The 22,129-nt window shown below is 66.9% G+C and carries 13 protein-coding genes and 1 pseudogene; 7 read left to right on the forward strand and 7 right to left on the reverse strand.

Annotated features, from left to right (window positions below):
* Nucleotides 1–34 precede the first annotated feature (34 nt).
* Together BSIN_RS01305 and BSIN_RS01310 are read right to left on the reverse strand one after the other, a co-directional pair.
* Complete coding sequence (locus tag BSIN_RS01305) at nucleotides 35–910, reverse strand: segregation and condensation protein A (RefSeq protein WP_089339256.1); 876 nt, start codon at nucleotides 908–910, stop codon at nucleotides 35–37.
* 4 nt (nucleotides 911–914) lie between these two features.
* The gene (locus tag BSIN_RS01310) at nucleotides 915–1,103 is read right to left on the reverse strand and encodes a DUF3460 family protein (RefSeq protein ID WP_059520589.1); all 189 of its coding nucleotides are present in this window, start codon (nucleotides 1,101–1,103) and stop codon (nucleotides 915–917) included.
* A gap of 228 nt (nucleotides 1,104–1,331) precedes the next feature.
* On the opposite strand from BSIN_RS01310, the gene BSIN_RS01315 reads away from it, so the two are divergent.
* Nucleotides 1,332–3,188 (forward strand): autotransporter assembly complex protein TamA, encoded by a 1,857-nt coding sequence (locus tag BSIN_RS01315; RefSeq protein ID WP_083237325.1) that lies wholly within the window; start codon nucleotides 1,332–1,334, stop codon nucleotides 3,186–3,188.
* Nucleotides 3,189–3,202: 14 nt separating this feature from the next.
* Nucleotides 3,203–7,336: a translocation/assembly module TamB domain-containing protein gene (locus BSIN_RS01320; protein ID WP_089339257.1), complete on the forward strand. Its 4,134-nt coding sequence runs from the start codon at nucleotides 3,203–3,205 to the stop codon at nucleotides 7,334–7,336.
* A gap of 145 nt (nucleotides 7,337–7,481) precedes the next feature.
* Here the strand turns inward: BSIN_RS01320 and metG are convergent, their stop codons facing one another.
* Both metG and BSIN_RS01335 read right to left on the reverse strand, forming a co-directional pair.
* Nucleotides 7,482–9,629 carry a methionine--tRNA ligase gene (gene metG / locus BSIN_RS01325; RefSeq protein ID WP_089339258.1) on the reverse strand — a complete coding sequence of 716 codons (2,148 nt, stop codon included), beginning with the start codon at nucleotides 9,627–9,629 and terminating at the stop codon, nucleotides 7,482–7,484.
* Nucleotides 9,630–10,545: 916 nt separating this feature from the next.
* Nucleotides 10,546–11,193: a YiaD family glycine zipper/OmpA-like lipoprotein gene (locus BSIN_RS01335; protein WP_059520588.1), complete on the reverse strand. Its 648-nt coding sequence runs from the start codon at nucleotides 11,191–11,193 to the stop codon at nucleotides 10,546–10,548.
* Between the two features lie 369 nt (nucleotides 11,194–11,562).
* Here BSIN_RS01335 and apbC point away from each other — a divergent pair, with 369 nt between their 5' ends.
* The 5 genes and pseudogenes from apbC (at nucleotide 11,563) to BSIN_RS01365 (ending at nucleotide 17,175) form a co-directional block, all read left to right on the forward strand.
* Nucleotides 11,563–12,651, forward strand: a complete 1,089-nt coding sequence (apbC, locus tag BSIN_RS01345; protein WP_089339259.1) for an iron-sulfur cluster carrier protein ApbC — start codon at nucleotides 11,563–11,565, stop codon at nucleotides 12,649–12,651.
* 132 nt (nucleotides 12,652–12,783) lie between these two features.
* Complete coding sequence (locus tag BSIN_RS01350) at nucleotides 12,784–13,323, forward strand: superoxide dismutase family protein (RefSeq protein ID WP_059520587.1); 540 nt, start codon at nucleotides 12,784–12,786, stop codon at nucleotides 13,321–13,323.
* 134 nt (nucleotides 13,324–13,457) lie between these two features.
* On the forward strand, nucleotides 13,458–14,027 hold the full coding sequence (gene dcd / locus BSIN_RS01355) for a dCTP deaminase (protein WP_006398615.1): 570 nt from the start codon (nucleotides 13,458–13,460) through the stop codon (nucleotides 14,025–14,027).
* A 90-nt stretch (nucleotides 14,028–14,117) separates the two neighbouring features.
* On the forward strand, nucleotides 14,118–16,397 hold the full coding sequence (locus tag BSIN_RS01360) for an arginine/lysine/ornithine decarboxylase (RefSeq protein ID WP_059520387.1): 2,280 nt from the start codon (nucleotides 14,118–14,120) through the stop codon (nucleotides 16,395–16,397).
* A gap of 2 nt (nucleotides 16,398–16,399) precedes the next feature.
* Nucleotides 16,400–17,175 (forward strand): annotated as a pseudogene (locus tag BSIN_RS01365) (lysozyme inhibitor LprI family protein).
* Here BSIN_RS01365 and BSIN_RS01370 read toward each other — a convergent pair.
* The 3 genes from BSIN_RS01370 to BSIN_RS01385 form a co-directional block, all read right to left on the reverse strand.
* Nucleotides 17,172–17,576 (reverse strand): hypothetical protein, encoded by a 405-nt coding sequence (locus BSIN_RS01370; protein ID WP_089339260.1) that lies wholly within the window; start codon nucleotides 17,574–17,576, stop codon nucleotides 17,172–17,174. The pseudogene BSIN_RS01365 and the gene BSIN_RS01370 sit on opposite strands and share 4 nt — an antisense overlap.
* 302 nt (nucleotides 17,577–17,878) lie before the next feature.
* The gene (gene argH, locus BSIN_RS01380; protein ID WP_089339262.1) at nucleotides 17,879–19,315 is read right to left on the reverse strand and encodes an argininosuccinate lyase; all 1,437 of its coding nucleotides are present in this window, start codon (nucleotides 19,313–19,315) and stop codon (nucleotides 17,879–17,881) included.
* Nucleotides 19,316–19,609: 294 nt separating this feature from the next.
* Complete coding sequence (locus tag BSIN_RS01385; protein ID WP_256583526.1) at nucleotides 19,610–22,114, reverse strand: fimbria/pilus outer membrane usher protein; 2,505 nt, start codon at nucleotides 22,112–22,114, stop codon at nucleotides 19,610–19,612.
* Nucleotides 22,115–22,129 lie beyond the last annotated feature (15 nt).

A 22,129-nucleotide genomic window follows, 5' to 3' on the forward strand; every position in this document is an offset into this window, starting at 1 on the left:
CACGCACACGCCGCGCCTGAACCTCGAACTCCACTCAGGCGGGCAGATACGCGAGCCGCACGTAGATCGGCGCGAACGGCTCGGCTTGCGTGATTTCGACGAGCGATTCGCGCGCGAGTTCGAGCATCGCGATGAAGTTGACGACGACGACGGGCACGCCGCGCGACGTATCGAACAGATCGGCGAATTCCATGAAGCGCGCGTTCTGCAGCTTGCGCAGGATAAGGCTCATATGCTCGCGCACCGACAGCTCCTCGCGCGAAATTTTATGGTGCTGAACGAGCTTCGCGCGTTTGAGCACATCGGCCCATGCGGCGCGCAGGTCGTCGGCGTTCACGTCGGGAAAGCGCGGCGTGATGCTCTGCTCGATGTACACCTCGGCGCGCAGGAAATCGCGGCCGAGCTGCGGGAGCTGGTCGAGACGTTGCGCGGCGAGCTTCATCTGCTCGTATTCGAGCAGGCGCCGCACGAGTTCGGCGCGCGGGTCCTCCGCTTCCTCGCCGGTGTCCGCCTTCTTCACCGGCAGCAGCATGCGCGACTTGATCTCGATCAGCATCGCCGCCATCAGCAGATATTCGGCCGCGAGTTCGAGATTCGATTCGCGGATCTGGTCGACATAGCCGAGATATTGCGCGGTGACTTCCGCCATCGGGATGTCGAGCACGTTGAAATTCTGCTTGCGGATCAGGTACAGCAGCAGGTCGAGCGGGCCTTCGAACGTCTCGAGAAAGACTTCGAGCGCGTCGGGCGGGATGTACAGATCCTGCGGCAGCTTGAAGAGCGGCTCGCCGTACAGGCGCGCGAACGCCGCGACGCCGTCGACCGTGTCCGGCGTCGAATCGGCGCCCGCGTGCGCGGCGAGCGCGTCTTCGGGCGGCGCGCCCGCGCTGGCCTCGTCGGCGGCGCTCACGGCGTCAGAAGTTTTGATAGTAGACGTAAGGGGTCTGTTGCACGCGCGATTGCTGCTGCTCGGCGCGCTCGTCGAGATCGATCGGCTGCTTGTCCCACAGGAGCGCGCGCCCCTTGCGCTGCTCTTCTTCGAGCGTCGGCTTTTGCTGCTTCAACTGATTCAGGAATTGCGTGATGTCGGACTGGTACGGCATGGCTGGCTTTCCGTTCAAGGCAGGCGTTCAAGGCGGGCAGGTGCCGGCGAATACGTTCGGTCGAATTCTACCGCAACGTGGGGAACGGTCGGCGGCAAAACGGCGTCGAAAGCGCGGCCGCCGCATTTCGTGATGCGGTGCAACGCGGCCTGTCATACGGTTCGCGGGCGCTGCAGTGTGGTCAAATGGCGGTGGTCCGAAGAAACATTCTTGTCACGGAGGTCATGTTTGGCTGGGCGGGTATCACGGCAGCAAGCGCTCGCGCGCGCCGCACGCGGCGTGCCGGGGTGGGATTTCGCAGAGCCCGCCGGCGGCGGCCTCGCGCTTCGTTTCGCGCCGCGTCCGCTTGCGCGGCTCGGTTTGCGGGTGTTTTTCGCCGGCTGCGCGAGCGTGTCTTTCGCCATGCCGGCTTGCGCGAAATACACAGTCGAAATCGATGCGCCGCGCTCGGTCAAAAGTTTGCTCAAGCAGCATCTCGACCTTGCCCGTTTCGCGAAACGCGACGACCTGAGCGAGGATCAGTTCGAATTCCTCGTGACGGCCGCGCCGCAGCAAGTGCGCGATCTCACGGCGACGGCCGGCTATTTTTCGCCCGTGGTGCGTACCGACGTGCGCACCACGGACGGCAAGCGCAAGGTGACGGTGGCGGTCGATCCGGGGCCGCAGACGAGCGTGTCGGCGGTCGATCTGACATTTGCCGGGCCCGTCGAACAAGAAGACCCGAAGCAGGAGGCGGCGGCGCGCGGGGCGTTTTCGCTGAAACCGGGCGATGCGTTCACGCAATCCGGCTGGGACGACGCGAAGCAGGCAGCGCTCACGCAGTTGCAGTCGCGCCGTTATCTCGGCGCGAAGATCGCGTCGTCCGAAGCACGGATCGATCCGCGCACGCGCAGCGCGAAGCTCGCGGTGACATTCGACAGCGGCCCGACGTTTACGCTTGGCGAGCTGGACGTGTCCGGTGTGCGCCGCTATCCCGAGAAGATCGTGCGCAACGTGAATCCGCTCGCGGCCGGCGAGATTTACGATGCGAGGCGCATCGCCGAGCTGCAGCGGCAGGTGCAGAACACGCCGTATTACGCGAGCGTGGCGATCGACGTGTCGAGCGACGTGGAGCATCCGCAGCATTCGCCGGTCCACGTGAAGGTCAGCGAATATCCGTACAACAACGTGCGCGGCGGGATTGGCTACGCGACCGACACGGGCCCGCATGTTCAAGGCTCGTACACGTACCTGAACACGTTCGGCGCCGCGTGGCCGCTGTCGTTTTCGGGGCGGGTCGACCAGATCCAGCAGTACGGGCAGATCCAGCTGTCGATGCCGCCGGGCGCGCGCGGATGGACGAACAGCGCACTCGCGTCGTACACGAACACCAACGTGTCGGACACGCGGATCTACAGCGCGCGGGCGGGCCTGCAACGCACCCGCAACGGCCAGTTCATCGATTATTCGTATTCGCTGATGTTCTACCAGGACCGGCTCGACCGCAACGGCGCCAGCCCGACCACGAGCCGCGCGCTCGTGCCGCAGTGGGCATGGACGCGGCGCAACGTCGACGATCCGCTGTTTCCGCGCTCGGGCAACCTGTTGCACGCGGAGGCGGGCTTCGCGGTGAAGGGCGTGCTCACCGACCAGACGTTCATCCGCGGCTACGCGCGCGGCCAGCAATACGTGCCGATCGGCAAGCGCGACCTGTTCGTGTTCCGCGCGGAGCTGGGCGGCGTGTTTACGAGCGGCAGCTCGTCCGGCGTGCCGGCGTCGCTGCTGTTTCGCGCGGGCGGCTCGAACTCGGTGCGCGGCTATGGCTATCAGAGCATCGGCAACACCGTCAACGGCTCGACGCTGCCGACCAAATATCTGATGACGGGCACGGCCGAATATCAGCATTGGTTCAACCGCGACTGGGGCGCCGCGACGTTCTTCGACATCGGCACCGCCACCGACGCATGGGGCGAGAAGGTGTTCTATCCGGGCGCGGGCGTCGGCGTGCGCTGGCGCAGCCCGGTCGGCCCAGTCAATTTCGATCTCGCATATGGGCTGAAAAACAAGAGCGTGCGTCCGTATTTGACGCTTGGCATCGCATTCTGATTTTTTGATTTCGCATGACGAAGGACGTGTCCGAACCGACCCCCGACCACGCGCCGAGCGGCGCTCCAGCCGGCTCGACGCCCGACGCGCAAACGCCCGACGGCGGCGGCCCGCGCGCGCCGCGGCCGAAGCGCTCGCGCGCGCGCCGCGCGTGCGCCGCGCTCGGCTGGACGGCACTCGTCGCGCTTGCGCTCGTCGTCGCGGCGGGGGGGGCGCTCGTTGCCGCCGCGACGACGCAGCGCGGCACGCAGCTTGCGTGGCACGCGGCCGTGAAGCTGCTCGGCGGGCGCCTGTCGGGCACGCTCGACGGCGGCGCGCTTGCCACCGGCGTGAGGCTGTCGCATTTCGCGTGGACGAGTCCGGACGGCTCGGGCACCGAAGTGCGGATCGACCGGATCGCGGGCCGCTGGGCGCTCACGCGCGCACCGTTGCGGCTCGCGATCGCGTCGCTGCGCGCGGGCACGATCGACGTGCGGATCGCGCCGTCGCCGCCGTCGCCCGCCTCCACGCCGCGCGATCTGCGCCTGCCGCTGCAACTCGCGATCGACGATCTGCGCTTCGACAAGCTGTTGATCCACGATGCCGGCTCGACGACCGAACTGAATCGGCTGATCCTGCGCGGCAGGAGCGACGGCCGCATCCACGACGCGACGCTCGAGCGCCTCGATACGCCGTTCGGCGCGCTGAGCGCGCGGGCCCGGCTCGACGGCGTGCGGCCGTTTCCGATCGACGGCGATGCAACTTACGCCGGCAAGCTCGCGGGCGAACCGGTGGATGCGCGCGCACGCGTGTCGGGCTCGCTCGAGGCGCTCGTCGCCGAGCTTGACGCATCGGGCATGAAGCTCGCGGGGCGCGCGCATGTCGAAGCCGCGCCGTTCGCCGACGTGCCGCTCAAGCGCGCGAGCGCCGTGTTCGATCACGTGAACCCGCGCGCGCTGTCGCCGGGCGCGCCCGTTGCCGATCTCGCGGTGCGGGCCCAGCTCGAGCCCGCGACGCCCGATCCGAAGGCGCCGAACGCGTTTGTCGTCGCCGGGCCGGTGTCAATCGTCAATGCGAAGCCCGGCACGCTCGGCGACGGCCTGCTGCCGCTCGTCGATGCGCACGCGAAGGTGCGGCTCGACGCGAATGCGCAGCGCATCGACGCGCTTGCCGTGCGCACGATCCGCGACGGCAGCGTGACAGGCGGCGGCGCGCTCGCGCACGGCCGCGGGCGGTTCGATCTGAAGGTCGCGAATCTCGATCTGAACGCGTTCGTCGCCGCGCTCAGGCCGATGCGGCTCGCGGGGCCGGTCGGCGTCGCGCTCGAACCCGGCAAGCAGAACGTCGATTTCGATCTCGCCGACGCGAAGCTCGCGCTCGGCGCCAAGGCGAAGGTCGCGCTCGACGCACGGCAGACCACGATTTCCGATGCGCGCGTGACGGCCGGCAAGGGGCGCGTCGAACTTGCGGGCGTGCTCAAGCACGATGCGCGCTCCACGTACGATCTGAAGGCGAAGCTCGTCGATTTCGATCCGCTCGCGCTCGCCGCGGCTGGCTCGGCATCGGGAGCCAAGCGTGGCGGCAGCGGCGGCGCGCACGGGTCGAATCCGGCTGCGGGCGCGCCTGCGCGCGAGGCGGGGCGCGGCAGCCGGCCCGTACAGGCCGCGGCCGGCCCGCGCGCGGGCCACGCGCGCGTGAACGGCACGCTTGCCGCGACCGGCGCGCTTGCGCCCGGCTTCTCGACGAAAGCGCAGTTCAAGCTCGGCGATAGCGTCTACGACGGTTTGCCGATGACGGGCGAGGGCACGGTGCAGGTGGCGGGCGAGCGCATCCTGCCGAGCAACGCGAATCTGTCGATCGCGGGCAACCAGGTCGATCTGCGCGGCAGCTTCGGCGCGCCGGGCGACCGGCTGCGCTTCGACGTCGACGCGCCGCAGCTCGATCGTCTCGGCTTCGGCCTCGCCGGCCTCGTGCGGGCGCACGGCGATCTCACGGGTTCGTTCGCACACCCGAACGTGAGCGCGGAGTACACGGCAAGCGGCGTCGTGTTCGGTTCGAACCGGATCGGCGCGGCGCAGGGCCGCGTGGACATCCGCGACGGCGCGCAAGGCGCACTCGTGTTGAGCGCCGACGCAAGCGATCTCGCATTCGGCGGCATCGGCCTGAAGACACTGTCCGCGCGCCTCAATGGCACGCGCGCGAAGCACACGTTCGATGCGGCCGCGCTCGGCAATGCGGACGGCCGTGCGATCAACTTCACCGTCGCGGCCAACGGGGGCCTCGTCGATACGCGCGACGGCGTGCGCTGGGACGGCACCGTCACGCGCTTGTCGAACCGCGGCACGCCGTCGGTGTCGCTCGACGCGCCGGTCACGGTGTCGGCGGGCGCGCAGCGCGTGATGCTGTCCGCGGCGAAGCTGTCGATCGAGGGCGCGCTGCTCGATCTGAAGTCGTTCGCGCTCGAGCGCGGCCGGCTGCGCACGGCCGGCTCGATTACCAATCTGTCGGTTGCGCGCGCGCTCGAAATCCGCGCGGAGCTGACGGGCCAGCGCTCGCCGTTGCGTACCGATTTGATCCTTGACGGCGATTGGGATATCGCGCTCGCCGACGCCGCATCCGGGCATCTGCAGATCAAGCGCAGGAGCGGCGACGTGACGCTCGAAACCGGCCGGGGGATCGCGGCGCTCGGCATTGCCGATCTATCGGCGCGCGCGGCGTTCGCGCCGGGCAACCGGCTCAACGTGACGGCGCATGCGCAGGCCACCCGGATCGGCACGCTCGATGCGAACGCCGCGGTGCCTTTCGCGCTGCGCGACGGCGTGTTCGGCATCGCGCAGGACGCCCCGCTCGCAGGCCGCATCGATGCCGATATTCCCGCGCTCAAGGTCACGGGTGGACTGTTCGGGCCGAGCTATCTGCTCGACGGGCGCGCGTCGCTCAGGCTCACGCTTGCCGGCACGCCGGCCAAGCCGAATCTGTCGGGCATGCTTACCGGCGACAACCTGTCGGCCACGCTCGTCGATCAGGGCGTGCAGTTGAAGGACGGGATCGTGCGCGTGAAGCTGACCGAGAATCTCGTCGAGTTCCAGCAGGTGGAGTTTCATGGCGGCAACGGCACGCTGCGCGCGCTCGGCCGCGTGCGGCTCGACGGCAGCGAACCCGATCTGACGGCGAGCATCGTCGCCGACAAGCTCGAGCTGTTCGCGGCGCCGGACCGCAAGCTGTCGCTGTCGGGCAATGCGACCGTCGGAAACGACGCGCCGCGCGGCGGCATCGCGATCAACGGCAAGTTCGCCGTCGATCATGCGCTGTTCGACTTGCCGGAGGCCGCCGCGCCCCATCTGTCCGACGACGTGGTGATCGTGCGGCCGGGCAGCATCGAGCGCGGCGACGTGAAGTCCGGCACCGCGGCGGCGAAGTCCGTAGCGGCGTCCGACAAGCGCGCGCCGTCGCTCGCGCCGCGCGCGAACATCGACATTTCGCTCGGCGACGATTTCCGCTTCAAGGGGCACGGCGCGGACTTGAGGCTGCGCGGCACGGTCACGGTGATGAGCGCGCCCGGCGCGCCGCTGCGCGCGGTCGGCAACGTGCGCGTGACCGAGGGCTCGACCTATACGTCGTTCGGCCGCAAGCTCGCGATCGAGAACGGTTTTTTCACGTTCAACGGGCCGGTGTCGAACCCGGGCATCAACATTCTCGCGATGCGCCGCAATCAGGAGGTCGAGGCGGGCGTGCAGGTGACGGGCACGGTGCAGTCGCCGAGCGTGAAACTCGTGTCGGAGCCGAACGTGACGGACAACGAGAAGTTGTCATGGTTGTTGTTCGGCCACGGCACCGATCAGGGCAACAACCTCGGCCAGCAAAACGCGATGACGACGGCGCTCGCGCTGCTCGGCAGCGCGACTGGCAAGCGCGTCGCGCAGAGCGTCGGGCTCGACGAAATCTCGATCGGGCGCAGCGACGTCGGTCTGACCGATCCTCAAGTGGTGCAGATCTCGAAGGCGATCAACGAACGCTTCGTGCTCGGTTACGAGCAGGGGCTCCAGTCGGCGAGCAATGCGTTCAAGGTGACGATCAACCTGACGCGTTTCTGGGCGGTGTCCGCTTACGGCGGCACGTTCCAGGGTGTCGATCTGAACTACACGCGGCGTTTTGATCGATGGTGGTGATGGCGCGCTTAGGTAATCGAGCCGCGTCGATCCATGACGAAGACGCAACGTTGCGCGCCGACGCGTAAGAGAAAAGCGCGAAGGGCCGCGCAAACGCGGCCCTTCTTTTTCGTTTCCGACGCGGCGGCGCGGCCGCCGCCGACGCTCAACTCACGCGCATGCCAGGCTTCGCGCCGCTATGCGGCTCGAGGATATAGAGGCCCGGCTCGGCCTTCTCGTCGGCCGCCGACGCGGCGAGCACCATCCCTTCGGACACGCCGAACTTCATCTTGCGCGGCGCGAGATTCGCGACCATCACCGTCAGCTTGCCGACGAGATCCTCCGGCCGGTACGCGGACTTGATCCCGGAGAACACGTTGCGGGTTTTTTCCTCGCCGACGTCGAGCGTGAGGCGCAGCAGCTTGTCCGAGCCGTCGACCGCCTCGCACGCGACGATCTTCGCGATCCGCAGATCGATTTTCGCGAAATCGTCGATCGCGATGAACGGCGATGCGTCGCCGGCGGACGCGGTTTTGGCGTCCGTCGCGTCTTTTCCGCCCTTCGCGCCCTTCGCGCCTGCAGCGCTCGCTGCCGCGTTGGCGCCGTCCAGCGATCCGCGGTTCGCGGCGAGCAGCGCATCGATCTGCTTCGGATCGACGCGCGTCATCAGGTGCTGATACGCGCGGATCGGCTGCGCCGACGACAGCGGCTTGTCCGCGTCGGCCCACGCAAGCGGTGCGATGCCGAAGAACGCCTCGACATTTTCCGCGACGCGCGGCAGCACCGGCTTGAGCGCAAGCGACAACAGCCGGAACGCTTCGAGGCTCACGCTGCAAGTCTCGTGCAGTGCGACGGCGTTCGCCGGGTCCTTCGCGAGATCCCACGGTTTCGCGGTATCGACATAGCTGTTGACCGCGTCGGCAAGCTCCATCGTCTGGCGCAGCGCACGGCCGTACTCGCGTGCCTCGTAGTGCGCGGCGATGTGAGGAATCGCCGCGCGCAGCGTTGCGACGAGCGGATGATTCATCGCGCTGTCCTGCACGCGCCCATCGAAGCGCTTGATCAGGAAGCCCGCCGCGCGGCTCGCGATGTTCACGTATTTGCCGACGAGATCGCTGTTCACGCGCGCCTGGAAATCCTCGAGGTTCAGGTCGAGATCTTCCATCGTCGCGTTGAGTTTCGCCGCGAAGTAGTAGCGCAGCCATTCGGGGTTCAGGCCCGTGTCGATGTAGCTTTGCGCGGTGATGAACGTGCCGCGCGACTTCGACATCTTCGCGCCGTCGACCGTCAGGAAGCCGTGCGCGAACACGTTGGTCGGCGTGCGGTAGCCGGAGAATTCGAGCATCGCGGGCCAGAACAGCGTGTGGAAATACAGGATGTCCTTGCCGATGAAATGGTACTGCTCGGCCGTCGCGCCCTTGCTCACCCACGCGTCGAAATCGATGCCGCGCTGCGCGCACAGATGCTTGAAGCTCGCGTAGTAGCCGACGGGCGCGTCGAGCCACACGTAGAAGTACTTGCCGGGCGCGCCGGGAATCTCGAAGCCGAAGTACGGCGCGTCGCGCGAGATGTCCCAGTCGGCGAGCTTCGCGTCGCCCGCCTCGCCGAGCCATTCGCGCATCTTGTTGATCGCCTCGGGTTGCGCGAGCCCGCTTACCCATTTGCGCAGGAACGCCTCGCAGCGCGGATCGGACAGGCTGAAGAAGTGATGAGTGGAACGCTTGCGCACGGGCGTCGCGCCCGAGACGACCGAGTACGGATTCAGCAGTTCCGTCGGCTGATAGGTGCTGCCGCATACTTCGCAGCTATCGCCGTATTGATCCTTCGCGTGGCACTTCGGGCATTCGCCCTTGATGAAGCGATCCGGCAGGAACATTTCCTTGACGGGATCGTATGCCTGCTCGATTTCGCGCTCGGCGATCAGGCCCGCGTCTTTCAATGCAAGATAAATCTTCTCGCTGAGTTCGCGGTTTTCTTGCGAATCGGTCGTGTAGAAATTGTCGAACGAGATCGCGAAGCTGTCGAGATCGCGCTTGTGCTCTTGCCACGCGCGTTCGATCAGTTGCTTCGGCGTGACGCCCGCCTTCTCCGCGCTCAGCATGATGGGCGTGCCGTGCGTGTCGTCCGCGCCGATGTAGTACACCTCGTGGCCGTGCATTCGCAGCGCCCGCACCCAGATGTCGGTCTGGATGTACTCGACGAAATGGCCGAGGTGGAGTTGCCCGTTCGCATAGGGCAGCGCGGACGTGACGAGGATCTGGCGGCGGCGTTGCGGCGCGCCGGCCTGCACGGAAGTGAGATCGGATGCGGACATAGGGGGCTGTAAAAGGACTGCGAGGAAAACGTCGGGAAGCAGCGATTCTAGCAGGGTGGCGGCCGGTGTATCGCGGGCTGCGCGCGGCGTGGCGGCGGCGGAGGAGGGCGCGCGGGCCGACTTTGGCGCGCAGTCTCGGCTTGGTGGCCTGGCAGGGCGGTTGGCGGGAGCCGGGAGCGGATACCGGCGCGCCGCATCCGGCGGCCGGCGTGCGAGCCCGTTGCGGATACGGGCGATGCCATGTCCTGGCGTTCTGACGAGATCGAATGGCATATCGGCTGCGATCGGATTCTAATCGGAAGACGATCCGAAACACGCCCGTGTTCGGCGTTTGGTTCAGGTGCCGGCGTTCAATGCCCGGGCCGGTGCCGATTTCATTCAGAGGCGACGCATAAGCGACGGGGCGCGGTAGATCGCAATCGATCGATAGAAAGGGTTGAAAGAGACGCAATAGTCGGTTGGAACGAACCGCCCGGAGCGAACCGCCATTGAGCAGCGCAGGGCTGACCGCACACCGCCATGCGCTTACGAAACGTAATGAAGCGCGTAATAAAGCGGGGCGACGTCGGCGCCGGACAGCCGATGTGTGATGGAAGCGGAAAAGCGGGACGAATGCTGGAAGGCAGCGCCGGTTCGGCGGTACCCGCACGGCTGCGCCGGCTCTCCGGCACCGCGCGGGCCGAGCGGCGGACCGCCGTAGGCACGGCGAAAACGGCAGACAAAAAAAACCGGGGCGAATGCGGCCCCGGAGCAACAACGACAAGAGGAGAATGGTGACGCGCCGGCAGCACCAGCCGCGTACCGTAAAGACAGACTGCGCGGCGCCCGGGAAGTTCGAAAAATTTTTCGATTTGTTACCGGGCGCCGCGAGCGCCTTGGCCGGCGGGCCTCGAGCGCCGTTCTCCAGTGTCCGTGCTTACTGCTGGGCTTGCGGTGCGCGCAGATAGATCTCGACGCGACGGTTTTGCGCCCGGCCTGCTTCGGTCGAGTTATCTGCGATCGGGTTCGATGCGCCCATGCCTTGCGCCGACAGACGGCCCGACGCGACGCCGCGCTGCGCGAGCGCGTTCACGACGCTCTGCGCACGATTTTGCGACAGCGTCTGGTTATGCGCGGCCGAGCCGGTGCTGTCGGTGTAGCCGACGACCGACGCGGTGATCTGCGGGTTCTGGTTTAGCGTCGACGCGAGGTCGTTCAACAGCGGCGTGAACGCGGGCGTCACGGCGTACTGATTGGTCGCGAACGTGACCGAACTCGGCACGTTCAGCTTGAGCGAGCCGTCCGGCTGCTCGGTGACCTGCGTGCCCGTCTGCTGCGCGGACGGCGCGAGCTTGTTCTTGATCGCTTGCCAGTTGTAGCCGGTCACGCCGCCGACGAGCGCACCGACCCCGGCGCCGATCGCCGCGCCCTTGCCGCCGCCCGCCAGTGCGCCGATACCCGCGCCGAGCGCCGCGCCGGTGCCCGTGCCGACTGCCGTGTTGGTACCCTGCTGGGATGCGCAGCCCGCCAGCAATGCGCCGGCGAGGGCGAAGACGGACAAGCGCGTCGCGATTTTGGTATTCATGTTGATTTCCTCTCTGTATTGATTCGACAAGAACAAAAAAAGAACTGCTCTTTCGGCGGGGCGATTCCTGCCAACTGCGCAGCATGCGAGTCTCATGGTTGGCCAGGCATCCGGCGCGGCGGCCGGCCGCTTTCGCGGCATGCCCTGTTCGCCAGGATGGCTGTTCGAACCATGTCCGCCCCAGCCTCTACAATATAGGCGGTATAAAGCCGATGTGGCCCCGAAGTGTGCTGCCCGCGAAGATTGCGCCGCAAGCCGGCTTTACGCAATGGCAGGCAATAAATTTTTTCACTTTTTCCGCTTTCGTCCCCGTTATTTGAATATTCTTTACATTCAAGACACTTCAAGCGTTATTTTCACGGAGTTTTGATGAGTATCGACAGGGCGCTCGTCGACGCCGCACTCGCGGCAGTCGTCGACCCGAACACCGGTCGGCCGTATGCGGCCCACCGCGGTATCCGCAACGTCACGATCGACGGCGACGTGCTCGCCGCCGACGTCGTGCTCGGCTATCCGGCGAAAAGCCAGTTCGACGATGCGCGCGCGCGCATTGCCGCCGCGCTTGCCGCGGTGCCGGGCGTGCGCGACACGCGCATCGGCGTGTCGCAGGAAATTGTTGCGCATGCGGTGCAGCGCGGCGTGCAGCTTTTACCGAACGTGAAGAACATCGTGGCTGTGGCGTCCGGCAAGGGCGGCGTCGGCAAGAGCACGACCGCCGTGAATCTTGCGCTTGCGCTCGCGGCGGAGGGCGCATCGGTGGGCATTCTCGATGCCGACATCTATGGCCCGTCGCTGCCGACGATGCTGGGCGTGCACGAGCGCCCCGAATCGCCCGACGGCAAATCGATGAATCCGCTCGTCGGCCACGGCCTGCAGGCCAACTCGATCGGTTTTCTGGTCGACGAGGACAATCCGATGGTCTGGCGCGGCCCGATGGCGACGTCGGCGCTCGAGCAACTGCTGCGCCAGACTGCATGGCGTGATCTCGACTATCTCGTCGTCGACATGCCGCCCGGCACGGGCGACATCCAGTTGACGCTCGCGCAGCGCGTGCCGGTGACGGGCGCGGTGATCGTCACGACGCCGCAGGACATCGCGCTCGTCGATGCGAAAAAGGGCCTCAAGATGTTCGAGAAGGTGAACATTCCGATTCTCGGCATCGTCGAGAACATGAGCATTCACGTGTGTTCGAATTGCGGACACGAGGAACACGTGTTCGGCGCGGGCGGCGCCGAGCGGATGGCGGCGCAATACGGCGTGACCGTGCTCGGCAGCCTGCCGCTCGACATCCGGATTCGCGAGCACGCGGACCGCGGCGCGCCGACCGTCGCGGCGGACCCGCACGGCAAGCTCGCCGGGCGCTACCGCGCGATCGCGCGGGGCGTGGCGATCGCGATCGCCGACCGGGCGCGCGACATGACGTCGAAATTTCCGACGATCGTTGTTCAAAATACGTAAAATGCCGGGCTGGTTTGGGGCCGGGGATGTTGGTAGCGTGACGAGTCACGGTATCATGACGGCTTTCCCGATGGTCCCCTTTTCTGTCCGGCGTCTTGCCAGTCGATGCATGCCGCCCGGCATGAGGAGCGCATGAAACGACGATTCGACGGCGGGCCAGGCTGGTTTGCGCTGAACGCGCCGCTTGTCCTGGTCGCTTGCGGCCTGCTGGCCGGTTGCACCTCCTTTGGCTCGCCGCGCGACAAGCGCGCCGACGCGCTGCTTCTGCCGACGGTCGGCAGCCAGGCGCGCGGCACCGTCACGCTCGTCGAGCGGCCGGACGGCGTGCAGGTCACGTACAACTTCTCGGGCCTGCCGCCCAATAGCGATCATGCGCTGCAGATCCACGAGCGCGGCGACTGCAACGCCGCCGACGGCTCGAGCGCGGGCCCCGTGTTCGCGCCCGCGGCCGACCGGCTGCGCGCGGGCGCGCGCGTCGGCGGCGATCTCGGCAATATTCATGCTGATGCGAACGGCGTTGCCGCGGGCTTCATCGTCGCGCCCGACGTCGCGCTCGACGGCGTGCGCTCGGTGCTCGGCCGCTCGGTGCTCGTGCATCGCGATCCGGGCGATCCAGCGTTCCCGCAGCACGGCACGGGGCCGGGGCTCGCGTGTGGAGTGGTCAGGCAGTAGGCGCGCGGCCGGTCGCGATCGCGTAAAATGTGCGCCTTTCGTGGCGTCGTGCGGGTTCGACGGCGTTTGTTTCGCGCACTCCCCGTGCTTTTTCCACGCTTTTTCCTGTTACGCAGCGTTTCCGGCGCCTTTTTATGAGCATCAAGTCCGACAAGTGGATTCGGCGCATGGCCGAAGAGCACAAGATGATCGAGCCGTTCGTGCCCGATCAGGTTCGCGCGTCCGAGGACGGCCGCAGGATCGTCAGCTACGGGACGTCGAGCTACGGCTACGACATCCGTTGCGCCGACGAATTCAAGATCTTCACGAACATCAATTCGACGATCGTCGATCCGAAGAACTTCGACGAAGGCTCGTTCGTCGATTTCAAGGGCGACGTCTGCATCATTCCGCCGAATTCGTTCGCGCTCGCGCGCACCGTCGAGTATTTCCGCATTCCGCGCACCGTGCTGACCGTCTGCCTCGGCAAGTCCACCTATGCGCGCTGCGGAATCATCGTCAACGTAACGCCGTTCGAACCCGAATGGGAAGGCTACGTGACGCTCGAGTTCTCGAACACGACGCCGCTGCCCGCGAAGATCTATGCGAACGAGGGTGTCGCGCAAGTGCTGTTCTTCGAGAGCGACGAGGTCTGCGACGTGTCGTATGCCGATCGCGGCGGCAAGTATCAAGGGCAGCGCGGTGTCACGCTGCCGAAAACCTGATCTGTTTCGATACCGCCTACCTACTGTCAGTCAGTGACCGGGTGACCGCTGCGCAATCGCGCCGCGGTCGTTCTTTTTGGAGATTCGCCGATGAAGTTTCGTTTTCCCGTCGTCATCATTGACGAAGATTTCCGCTCCGAGAACATTTCGGGCTCCGGCATCCGGGCGCTGGCCGAGGCGATCGAGAAAGAAGGCGTCGAGGTGTTGGGCCTCACGAGCTATGGCGATCTGACGTCGTTTGCGCAGCAGTCGAGCCGCGCGTCGTGCTTCATCCTGTCGCTCGACGACGACGAGCTGATGCTCGGCGAACTCGGCCCGGACGGCGAACTGCCCGAGCTTGCGAGCGCGATCATCGCGCTGCGCGCGTTCGTGACCGAAGTGCGCCGCCGCAATGCGGACATCCCGATCTTCCTGTACGGCGAGACGCGCACGTCGCGCCATTTGCCGAACGACATCCTGCGCGAGTTGCACGGCTTCATCCACATGTTCGAGGACACGCCCGAGTTCGTCGCGCGCCACATCATCCGCGAGGCGAAGGTGTATCTCGATTCGCTCGCGCCGCCGTTCTTCAAGGAACTGGTCAAGTACGCGGACGAAGGCTCGTATTCGTGGCACTGCCCCGGCCACTCGGGCGGCGTCGCGTTTCTGAAGAACCCGCTCGGCCAGATGTTTCACCAGTTCTTCGGCGAGAACATGCTGCGCGCGGACGTGTGCAACGCGGTCGACGAGCTTGGCCAACTGCTCGATCACATCGGGCCCGTCGCGGCGTCCGAGCGCAACGCGGCGCGCATCTTCAGCGCCGATCATCTGTTCTTCGTGACGAACGGCACGTCGACGTCGAACAAGATCGTCTGGCACGCGACGGTAGCGCCGGGCGACATCGTGCTGGTCGATCGCAATTGCCATAAGTCGATCCTGCATGCGATCACGATGACGCACGCGATTCCCGTGTTCCTCACGCCGACGCGCAATCACTTCGGGATCATCGGCCCGATTCCGCGCGACGAGTTCAAGCCCGAGAACATCCGCAAGAAGATCGAGGCGAATCCGTTCGCGCGCGAGGCGCTCAAGCGTAACCCGAACGCCAAGCCGCGCATCCTGACGATCACGCAGAGCACGTATGACGGCGTGGTCTACAACGTCGAGATGATCAAGGATCTGCTCGGCGATCTCGTCGATACGCTGCATTTCGACGAAGCATGGCTGCCGCATGCCGAATTCCATCCGTTCTACCGCGATATGCACGCGATCGGCGCGGACCGGCCGCGCACCGGCGCGCTCGTGTTCGCGACGCATTCGACGCACAAGCTGCTCGCGGGCATCTCGCAGGCGTCGCAGATCGTCGTGCAGGATTCCGAACACCGCACGTTCGACAAGCATCGCTTCAACGAGGCGTACCTGATGCACACGTCGACGAGCCCGCAGTACGCGATCATCGCATCGTGCGACGTCGCCGCGGCGATGATGGAGCCGCCCGGCGGCACTGCGCTCGTCGAGGAATCGATCGCGGAGGCGATCGACTTTCGCCGCGCGATGCGCAAGGTCGACGCGGAATACGGCGACGACTGGTTCTTCCAGGTCTGGGGTCCGGACGATCTCGCCGAAGAGGGGATCGGCTCGCGCGAGGCGTGGCTGCTGCGCCCGGACGACCATTGGCACGGCTTCGGTCCGCTCGCCGAAGGCTTCAACATGCTCGACCCGATCAAGGCGACGATCATCACGCCGGGCCTGAACGTCGACGGCGAGTTCGGCGAGACGGGCATTCCGGCCGCGATCGTCACCAAGTATCTGGCCGAGCACGGGATCATCGTCGAGAAGACCGGGCTGTACTCGTTCTTCATCATGTTTACGATCGGCATCACGAAGGGCCGCTGGAACTCGATGGTCACCGAGCTGCAGCAGTTCAAGGACGATTACGACAACAACCAGCCGCTCTGGCGCGTGCTGCCGGAGTTCGTCGCGCAGTATCCGATCTACGAGCGCGTCGGCCTGCGCGATCTGTGCACGCAGATCCACGACGTCTATCGCGCCAACGACATCGCGCGCCTGACGACCGAGATGTACCTGTCGGACATGGAGCCGGCGATGAAGCCGTCCGACGCGTTCGCGAAGCTCGCGCACCGCGAGATCGACCGCGTGCCGCTCGACGAACTCGAAGGCCGCGTGACGAGCATTCTGCTCACGCCGTATCCGCCCGGCATCCCGCTGCTGATTCCGGGCGAGCGCTTCAACCGGACGATCGTCGACTACCTGCGCTTCGCACGCGATTTCAACGCGCGCTTCCCAGGGTTCCATACCGACATCCACGGGCTCGTTGCGGAAGAGGTCAACGCGCGCATCGAGTATTACGTCGACTGCGTGCGTCCCTGATGATGGCGCGGCTCGGCAGAACGTGGGCGCGCTGGGCCGCCGCCGTGCTGGCCGGATGGCTGCTCGCGGGGGCGGCGCGCGCGGAGGTCAGCGCGGCCGATCCGATCGACGTCGCGATGCGGCAGTGTCTCGCGCGCCGCGATCGCTCGTCGACCGCCGGTCAAATTCAATGCATGGACGACGCGCAGCAGAAGTGGCTCGTCGAAGTCGATAACGCCTACGCGCGCGTCGAGAAGATCGCGCCTGCCGACAAGCGGCGCGGCTGGCAGGAGAGCCAGCGCCGCTGGCTCGAATGGCGCAAGGACGAATCGCACCTGGTGCATGCCGTCTACGAGACGACGCAAGGCACGGCGTACCTGATGGCGAGCGCCGACATGCGGTTGCAGCCGGTGCGCGACCGCGCGCTCGCGCTGCGCGATGCGGCCGAGCGCTACGTGCAGCAGGCGGCCGGCCGGCATGCGCAAGCGGGCGGCGGCAAGCGTGGCGGGCGGCGCGTGCAGCCGTGTTCGCGCGATGCGGCGTGCGAGCACGCGCTGTTCGATATGAACCGCTATTACACGAAGCTGCGCACGCGGATGCCCGCCGCGTCGCTGCCGACGCTCGGGCGGCGCAGCGCGCGTGGGTCGCGTTTCGCGATGCGACGACGCCGCTCGTCGGCGCGGACGAGCGCGTCGATCTGATCGGCGCGCGCGTCGCGACGCTCAAGCGGCTGTCGGAGACGGTGAACAACCGGGCAGCGCCGGCCAGTGCGGGACCGGGCGGCGCGCCCGGCGCTTAAAGCCCCTTTTTGATGATCCCGCCGGCGCCGAACTCCATCAATCCGGCGCCGATGAATACGCCGGCGCCGTAGGCCACGCCGGTCGTGCCCTCCCACGCGGCAACCCAGGTGATGGCGCCCAGCAACGCGATGATCACGTAAAGCACGATCGAGAACAGCCGCAACCATAGATTGTCTTCGATCGCCGCGAGCCCGCCTTGCTTGACCTTGGAGTAGAGGCTTTGCAACGTCGCCCATGAGAACGCGCCGACGGTGCCGAGCAGGAATCCCGCGACGGCCCGGTAGACCCAGACCGGTGCGTGAATGCGGATCGTTTCGGCCAGTGGGAAGAGGATGAGAATCAGAAGCAGGCTGATGAACGCGCAGGCGAGTTCTTGCGGCGCGGGTTGTGGTTTGGCCATTGGCGCCCCCGTATGGTCTTTGATGTGGTTGGATGTCGGACGCTCGATGCGAACAGCGTCTCTGTGCTGGATGATGCGGCGTCAATTATGTCGGGGCGGCCGGGGGCGGGCAAGATGATCTTGGCGACGCACGCCGGAGGTTCCGCGGCGCGCGATGCGCGTTTGTCGCGCGGCGCGGTGGGCGCGGTATCGGCAGGCGGCAACCGAGACAAAATAAGCGCGCCAATAAACGACAAAGGCGGGCGTCTTGCGACGTCCGCCATTGTTTTGGTGGGGGCGATCCGCGACGGTGGCCGCGCGGGTTACTCGCCGACTGCGCTGGTTGCGCTGGCTACGCCGAGTGCCGCGCGCGCCGCCTTCGCCGCCGCACGCACCTGATCCGGCGCGGTGCCGCCCGGATGATTGCGGCTCGCGACCGAGCCTTCGAGCGTCAAATAGCCGAATACGTCGTCGCCGATCAGATGTGCGACGTTCGGCAACTCGCGCTTCATCTCGTCGATCGACAGATCGGCGAGATCGCAACCGCGCGCTTCGCACACCTTCACCGCGTGCGCGACCGCCTCGTGCGCATCGCGGAACGGCAGCCCGCGCTTGACGAGGTAGTCGGCCAGATCGGTTGCGGTCGCGAAGCCTTGCAGCGCGGCCGCACGCATCGCGTCCGGCTTCACTTTGATGCCGGGCACCATTTCCGCGAAAATCCGCAGCGTGTCCGCGATGGTGTCGACCGTGTCGAACAGCGGCTCCTTGTCTTCCTGATTGTCCTTGTTGTACGTGAGCGGCTGGCCCTTCATCAACGTGAGCAGCGCGACCAGATGGCCGTTCACGCGGCCGGTCTTGCCGCGCGCGAGTTCGGCGACGTCCGGATTCTTCTTCTGCGGCATGATCGAGCTGCCGGTGCAGAAGCGGTCGGCGAGATCGATGAAGCCCACGCGCGGGCTCATCCACAGCACGAGTTCTTCGGAAAAGCGCGACACGTGCGTCATCACGAGTGAGGCCGCGGCCGTGAATTCGATCGCGAAATCGCGGTCGGACACGGCGTCGAGCGAGTTCGCGCAAATGCCGTCGAAGCCGAGCGCTTTTGCGACTGCGTGGCGGTCGATCGGGTAGCTGGTGCCCGCGAGCGCGGCCGCGCCGAGCGGCAGGCGGTTCACGCGCGCGCGGCAGTCGCGCATGCGTTCGGCGTCGCGCGAGAACATCTCGACATACGCGAGCAGGTGATGGCCGAACGTGACGGGCTGCGCGACCTGCAAGTGCGTGAAGCCGGGCAGGGTCGTGTCCGCGTGCTGCTCGGCGAGATCGATCAGCGCGCGGCGCAGATCGGTCAGCAACGTGCCGATCCGGTCGATCTCGCCGCGCAGCCACAGGCGGATGTCGGTCGCGACCTGGTCGTTGCGCGAGCGGCCGGTGTGCAGCCGCTTGCCGGCATCGCCGATCAACGCGGTCAAGCGCGCCTCGATGTTCAGATGGACGTCCTCGAGATCGAGCTGCCATTCGAATTCGCCGCGCTCGATTTCACCGCGGATCTGCGCCATGCCGCGTTCGATCGCGGCGAGATCGTCGGCGCTGATGATCTTCTGCGCGGCGAGCATGCCGGCGTGTGCGAGCGAGCCGGCGATATCGACGAGCGCGAGGCGCTTGTCGAAAAATACCGACGACGTGTAGCGCTTGACAAGCTCGGACATCGGTTCCGAGAAGCGAGCCGACCAGGCCTCGCCCTTTTTATGCAGTTGGGACGTCATGGCGAATCGTGAGAGAGCGGAATGAGACGGCGCGTGCCGCGGGGATTGGATAGACAAAACGATAGACCATTCTAGCATTCGCGCGGCGGCGCAGCGGCCGCGGGCGGTGGCTTGGCGGCGCGGCGGCCGTTCGCGGTGGCGCGGTGCGGGGGGTGTGGTGTGCGAGGCGTGCATGGAGTGCGCAGCGTGCGCGTCGCCGCTGGCATGCGCGACGCGGCGCGACCGAGGTTTGAGCGCGCGGCCCGCGTGCAGCCGGTACGGATCGCGCGTTTGGTCGCGCGTGCGGCCGCGCCGCTACTTCAGATCGCAGGTGAGCGGCCCGATCGTCGGTGGCGCGCCGTCGGCGGGGCGCGTGTAATCGAACGAGACCGTGCAACGCTTGCCGCCCGCCTCGATGTCCAAATGATTGACGGGCGCAAGCGCGCTGACGAACGTGAGCCCGTCATAGCCGACGATCGTGTGCGTTGCGCTTTCCCGATGCGTGACCGTGAGCCCCGGCGGCAGCGGTGCGCCGGCCGCATCGCGCAGCGCGATCGACGCCGATTGCTCGCGCGCGATCGCGAAACGCGCGAGCACGCCGGAGCGCGATTGCGGCACGATGGTTTGCGTCGTGGCGGATACGCGCGCATCGAGCGGCAGCTTGAGCGCATCGATGCCGATCCGGTTGTTCTGGTACGCGTTCAGATCCGGGATCAGCAAATGGCCGTTGCGGTCGGTCGCGCCGATCACCCGATTCTCATGCAGCACCGGCACGCCCGCCGACGCGTCGGTCGAAACGAGCGCGAAGCCGTCGTCGATACGGCGCGACAGAAGTGCGTTGCCGTCCATCAGCACGATCGCGCCCGTGACGTCGAGCGCGGCATTGTGCTGGCCCGCGACGGTTTGCGCGAGCGCCGTCACTTCGCCGGCCCGGCCGAGGTACTGCGCCTGGGCTTGCGCGTAGCGCGTGCCGCCCGCGTCGCCGGCCTGCGCAGCCCAGCCGAAGCCGCCGCCATAGTCGGGCGCGCGCGTCGCGCTCACGCTGTAGGTGGCCTTGCCGTTCTGCCGGCCGGCGTTCGCATTGAGCGACGTGCGATTGCCGAGCGACACGTTCAGGCTGACGAACACGCCGTTCGAGTCGTGCTGACGGAAATCGCGAAATGCGCTGATGCTGATCGACGAGAGGCCGCCGATGCTCGCCGAATACGCCACGGAGCCGATGCGCGAGGCCCGTGTGCCGGGATACTTGAAGCCGACGTAGCTGAGCGCGAAAGTTTGCGCATGCGCGAGCGGCAGCGACAGCGTGACGCGATCGGTCGCGTTCGGCACCGGCGTGCCGTCGCGCGCGGCGAGGTCGCCGTAGCGCGCGAACGCGCGCAGCGTCGCGGCGTCGATGGACCAGTGCGGCTGGATGAGCTGATAGCCGAGGCCGACCTGTGTGCCGGCGAGCCGCCCGGTGCTTTGCGCGACCGATGCGCTTGCGACGCCCGCGCCGCCCACGCGCGTGAGCGCGCCTGCGCCTGCGCTGTAAAGTCCGGGCGTCGCCTGTGCGTAAGCTTCGAGCGTCAGACGGTCGTTCACGCCGTAGCGCAGCGTGGCGCTCGCGGCCGGGCGGCTCGCGTAGTCGAACGAGCGCAGCCCCCATGCGCGCCGCAGGAAGCCGGCCTCGACCGAGTAGCTGGAGAGGCCGGCGGCGAGCAGCCGCGTATCGACGTAAAGCGGCAGCGACGTCGCGATGGTGCGTCCGAGCGCGTCGTGCGTGATGACGGTCGCGTTGCCCGCGCCGGTGATGCCGGGCACGCTGTTGATGACGAACGGGCCGCTCGGCACGTCGCCGCTGAATTGGCGCACGCCGTTCACATACAGATCGACGCTCGACGGCACGACGGCCGTGCCTGCGAGCGCCGGCACCGGAAACGTCACGAGATCCGGGCGCAGCGCGAAATTGCTGCGCCATTGCCAGCCGCCGATACGCAGCGAGCGGGTCCATGCGAGCGACGACGAGACCGTGTCGCCGATTTGCACCGTGCTCAGCGAAGCCGGATTGGACCGGCTCCACGACGTGTCGTAGCGTGTATAGCGCTGCCCGGCGTGCTGGAACGCGGCGACGCCCGTGCTGCTGAACACGCCCGCGGGATCGAAGTAGCGCGCCTCATGCCAGAGCGCGGCGCTCGCGCCGCCCGCCGTCTGCGTGTAGAGATCGTAGTTCAGCACGACGCCCCGGCCGGCGCTCGCGGGCGGGCTTGGCGCGAGCGCGCGCGTGTCGAGCGTGTGCGGGATGCGCAGCGCATCGGGGACGACGAGCGCCATTGTCTGCCGGGTGGCGTCGTAACGGTAGCGCAGGCCGTCCAGCGCATCGAGTGCGACGAGTGCGTTCGCCGGCTGCCGCAAGCGCGACGTGGCGATGCCGAGGTCGTTCAGGTCGTCCTCGCTCGCGAAGGCGCGGCCGTCGACGATCGCGAAATGGACGATCAGATGCGTCGGTTCGCCGTTCAGCGATACGTCGAGATACAGGTCGTTCGCGGGCGCGGGACCGGCTGCGGGCGCGGGATCGTCGGCGCGGCGGGGGAGCGCCGAGGTGCTCGGCTGCGCCGGGGATCGCGTATCGGCCGCGGCTGGCGGCGCCCATTCGCCCGACGTGTACGCAGAGGCGGCGCGCGCGGCGGCTGCATCCGGTGCGCGCGCTTGCGGCGGCGCGTTGCGGCTCTGCGCGCGTGCCGCCTGGTCCGGCGCCATCGCGCAGAGCGCGATGGCCAATTCGACGAGCCGTCGATGCCGTGCGGATTGCGTCGAACGGTGCGTGGGGCGGTCAGTCGGCACGTTCGGGCGATAGGT

The sequence above is a fragment of the Burkholderia singularis genome (genome assembly GCF_900176645.1).
Taxonomy (GTDB): domain Bacteria; phylum Pseudomonadota; class Gammaproteobacteria; order Burkholderiales; family Burkholderiaceae; genus Burkholderia; species Burkholderia singularis.

Excerpts from the sequence above, each read along its gene's own strand:
- BSIN_RS01310 (WP_059520589.1), bottom strand. The coding sequence starts at position 1,103 with ATGCCGTACCAGTCCGACATCACGCAATTCCTGAATCAGTTGAAGCAG.
- BSIN_RS01320 (WP_089339257.1), top strand. The coding sequence starts at position 3,203 with ATGACGAAGGACGTGTCCGAACCGACCCCCGACCACGCGCCGAGCGGC.
- metG (WP_089339258.1), bottom strand. The coding sequence starts at position 9,629 with ATGTCCGCATCCGATCTCACTTCCGTGCAGGCCGGCGCGCCGCAACGC.
- BSIN_RS01335 (WP_059520588.1), bottom strand. The coding sequence starts at position 11,193 with ATGAATACCAAAATCGCGACGCGCTTGTCCGTCTTCGCCCTCGCCGGC.
- apbC (WP_089339259.1), top strand. The coding sequence starts at position 11,563 with ATGAGTATCGACAGGGCGCTCGTCGACGCCGCACTCGCGGCAGTCGTC.
- BSIN_RS01350 (WP_059520587.1), top strand. The coding sequence starts at position 12,784 with ATGAAACGACGATTCGACGGCGGGCCAGGCTGGTTTGCGCTGAACGCG.
- dcd (WP_006398615.1), top strand. The coding sequence starts at position 13,458 with ATGAGCATCAAGTCCGACAAGTGGATTCGGCGCATGGCCGAAGAGCAC.
- BSIN_RS01360 (WP_059520387.1), top strand. The coding sequence starts at position 14,118 with ATGAAGTTTCGTTTTCCCGTCGTCATCATTGACGAAGATTTCCGCTCC.
- BSIN_RS01370 (WP_089339260.1), bottom strand. The coding sequence starts at position 17,576 with ATGGCCAAACCACAACCCGCGCCGCAAGAACTCGCCTGCGCGTTCATC.
- argH (WP_089339262.1), bottom strand. The coding sequence starts at position 19,315 with ATGACGTCCCAACTGCATAAAAAGGGCGAGGCCTGGTCGGCTCGCTTC.